Source organism: Streptomyces sp. WAC06614, assembly GCF_003949795.1.
Lineage (GTDB): Bacteria > Actinomycetota > Actinomycetes > Streptomycetales > Streptomycetaceae > Streptomyces.
This window is the reverse complement of record NZ_RPRY01000515.1, coordinates 1-3267: the sequence shown is the minus strand read 5'-3', so window position 1 is coordinate 3267 and position 3267 is coordinate 1. Positions and strand designations below refer to the sequence as shown.

The following is a 3267-nucleotide window of genomic DNA, read 5'->3' as shown; positions in this document are numbered from 1 at the left end:
GTCACCCGACCGTACCCCCGGGCGGGTGGACGCCGCTGTCGTCCGCCCGGGGGTACGGTCGGGTGACACCCGCCGGAGGCGGGTTCGGGCAGGGTGGACCACGAGGGGCGGGAAGGACCCAGAGCCGAAGGGACAGGACCATGCCGACCGTGAGCCCCACCGAGGCCTCACCGGAGTACCTGATCAACCAGATCGCCGACCGCTACGAGGTGCGTACGGCGGACGGAGACCACCTCGCCGAATACCTCACCCTGGCAGCGGCCGAATGGGCGGTCCGCCACCAGCTCACCCCGGTGCCCACGTCCCGCACGTCCGCCTAGCACGGACGCGGGCGGGGCGCCCCCTGGGCCCGCGCCCAGGGGGCGCCCCGGGCGTACCCCGGGTCCGATACCCGTATCTGCACCTGTACCCGCACGGAAGCACCCGCGTCGCCCCGCGTCGCCCCCGTGCGCTGGTCGACATGTGCCTTTCGCCGGTGCTGCTCTCAGATGAACCGGACCTGGAACGGACGACGGCAGAACCGGGCGATGGCGGCCTCCACCACGCCCCGCCGGTCCGGCGGAAGACCGGCGACGGCGAATCCGGCGGCCCCGTACGGGTCACCCCGGTGGAACACCAGCGTGCCCTGCACGAAGTCGCCCGCGCCCCGCACACGGGCCAGGTCCGCGCCGCGGTGGCCGTAGAAGCCCGGCTCCGGGGAGAGGAGGAACTCCGGGCCGCCGAGCAGGTAGGACAAGGTGGCCCCGTCGCCCGCCATGTCCACGGCGTCCCCGTTGCGTTCGGCGACGGCCCGCTGGTCGTGCGGGCCGGGCGTTCCGGCGGCCCTGAACGAGGCGGCCCACACCAGGTACAGGTCGTGACCGCCGAAGAGCCCGAGGATGCCCGTGCACCGGTGCTCCGCCGCATTCCCCGTCGTCCCGTCCGGCGCGTCCGGGCAGGTGGCGGGGCCGCCGTCGCACAGCAGCAGCGGATCCGGCACGGGGCCGACACCCGGCAGCACCACATGGTGCCCGGCGAACGCCGGATCGCCGAGGAGACCGTCGTCGTGGAGGTCGGCACCGCCGCGGAGCTCCAAGCGGTTGACGGCCGGCCCACTGCTGTCGAACGTGTGGACGGCGGGGCCGAGCTGCTCCCACAAGCCGGGCTGCCCGCCGTGGACGAGCTCCTGGTGGTGGTGCTCGGCGCCGTCGAAGCAGTGGACCGTGGTCCCCGGAGGGACCCCGACGAGCTCCATGGCGTCCGGCGCGGTGGTCCGGTCGGCGTAGTAAGACCCGTGGCCCAGCAGGATGTAGCCCAAGGCGGGTGGCCTCCCCTTCGCGGCAGTGCGGCACCCGATGCTGTCAACCGCCCCCGGGGCACGACAGGGTGCACCGGGGCAGGCCTTGAGGAACGCGCGGCTGCCCCTTCGGCCCCCGCCGTACCTCCCTCAGGAGAAGGCCACGTCGTCCCAGTTGAAGGTGACTTCCCGGAACGCGGCGTACGGGGTCTCCAGGAGCTGCAACGCCTCGCTGTAGGCGCCCTCGACGGTCGCCCGGGCGGTCGAGAAGTAGCTCACCGTCTCGTCGAGGACCCGCAGTGCAGTCTCCGCCTTTTCCCTGCAGATACCGAGGGTGCTCATCTCCTGGTGGATCGCGGCGAATTCCTCGTGCTGCTCCGGGTCGGTGCAGGCCAGCTGCGTCTCCAGCCGGGCCTGGTGCTCCTGGAAGCGCTCCATCAGCTCACGGACGGTGTCCTCGCCGGTGAGGACGTCGAGCTCCGGGCTTCCCGCCCCCTCGAAGAGGGTCAGGCCTTCGCAGAGCTGGGTCCGCACCAGCCACTGCTCCCGCTCCACATACGCCTCTACGGAGGACGCGAGGGCCTGGACGTGCGCGGGGAACAGCACGGTCACGGGGTGCCGGGGGTCCTGCAAGGCCTCCGAGAGGTCCAGGAGGACCCTGAACTTCTCGTGGAAGGGCGCACCGCTGTGGAAGGGCGCCAGCTCGTCCGCCGCCAGCCAGTTCACGAGGTCCACGGCGACCCTGCCGTCGATGCCCGACGCCGCCCTGCCGGCAGCGGTGTGCAGCCAGTGCCGGAAGATCCCCAGCCAGGATCCGGCCTCCTGCCCGGCTTCCCTGAAATCCCTCCCCTTGACCCCGTCGGCCGCCGTGAACAGGGCCTTCCGGACCGTGTCGGGCGAGGGGTCCAGGCGGATCTCGTCGGACAGGAACAGCGCGGTGGACAGGTCATGGGCATCGACGCCGCGCAGGGCGGCGAGTTCGTCGAGCCGTACCCAGCCGCCGCCCTGGGGGCGCACGACCGCCTTCTGCACGCTCTCCAGGGCCGCCCGGAATTCCGGGTAGAACAACAGGTGGGGCCGCACGGCCGAGGGGTAGGTGAGGAACTTCTGCCAGGCCGCGTGCTTGTCCACCGAGGCGAGCTGCATGAAGCGGTTGAACTCGGCGAGCGTTTCGAAGCCGTCGTGGTCGTCGTCCGCCTTCACTTGGTAGGGGACTTCCTCGTCGCCGACCATCATGATCCCGGGTGTCTGCCGGGGCTCGGCGAAATGTGTGCGGGCGAGCGCCTTCAGCGTCTCGTTCTCCGGGAACCTGCTGAGGATCCGGCGGGCCGCCCTGGACAGTGCCGTGGACAGGTCGTCGTACCCCTGACAGGCGCCCAGATGGATGACGCTCCCCTGCGCGGCACGGCCGAGGTATCCGTCGCACGTGTGCTCGCCCTCGGTGCAGGCGTCCGCGGCGCCGAAGAGCGGTGCGCCGCGGTCGTCGTACGGCTTCGTGCAGAGGGCGAGGGGCGCCCCTTCGTGACCTCCGGCACGGAAATCCAGGCCGTTCATGTCGGCCAGCGCCCTCGCCCAGGCGTACTCCTCCTCGGTGACGCTGCTCAGCGAGGTGTCGTCGATCCATTGCGGACCGGTCACGCTCCGGGCGGGCTTCATCCTTGCTCCGGCGAGGAGGTAGAGGAAGGTCGGATGCGTGGCGAGCTCGCCGGGCCGGGCGTAGAAGTGGACGGTGACTCCGGCCGGCACATGGATCTTCCTGCCGGGGACCAGGGCGCCGTGGGCCAGTACGTAGAGGGTTGCCATGGTCGGGATCGATCCTTCTCGGGCGGGGCTGCTGGGAGGGGTGTCGACCGGGCTATGTGGAATGGTGCATTCCGGTCACCTTCACGCTATTGACCGGGGCCCGAGCGGCGGGTGCCCTCAGGGGCGGCCCTTCGACCCGGCCCCCGTGCCCCCGCCCGAGCAGCCTGGAGTGCCCCCTCGGACCGAGG

3 protein-coding genes are annotated in these 3267 nt (G+C 71.7%); 1 reads left to right on the top strand and 2 read right to left on the bottom strand.

The features are described 5' to 3' along the window. Positions 1 to 149 precede the first annotated feature (149 nt). Positions 150 to 320: a hypothetical protein gene (locus EF918_RS37475; RefSeq protein WP_185922060.1), complete on the top strand. Its 171-nt coding sequence runs from the start codon at positions 150 to 152 to the stop codon at positions 318 to 320. A gap of 164 nt (positions 321 to 484) precedes the next feature. Here the strand turns inward: EF918_RS37475 and EF918_RS34060 are convergent, their stop codons facing one another. Both EF918_RS34060 and EF918_RS34055 read right to left on the bottom strand, forming a co-directional pair. Next, complete coding sequence (locus EF918_RS34060; RefSeq protein ID WP_125652748.1) at positions 485 to 1297, bottom strand: hypothetical protein; 813 nt, start codon at positions 1295 to 1297, stop codon at positions 485 to 487. A gap of 129 nt (positions 1298 to 1426) precedes the next feature. Further along, entirely contained in the window at positions 1427 to 3079 is a 1653-nt protein-coding gene (locus EF918_RS34055; protein ID WP_125652747.1) for a putative adhesin, read from the bottom strand. Positions 3080 to 3267: the final 188 nt, after the last annotated feature.

Coding starts and splice junctions, on each gene's coding strand:
- EF918_RS34055 (WP_125652747.1), bottom strand. CDS start 3,079: ATGGCAACCCTCTACGTACTGGCCCACGGCGCCCTGGTCCCCGGCAGG.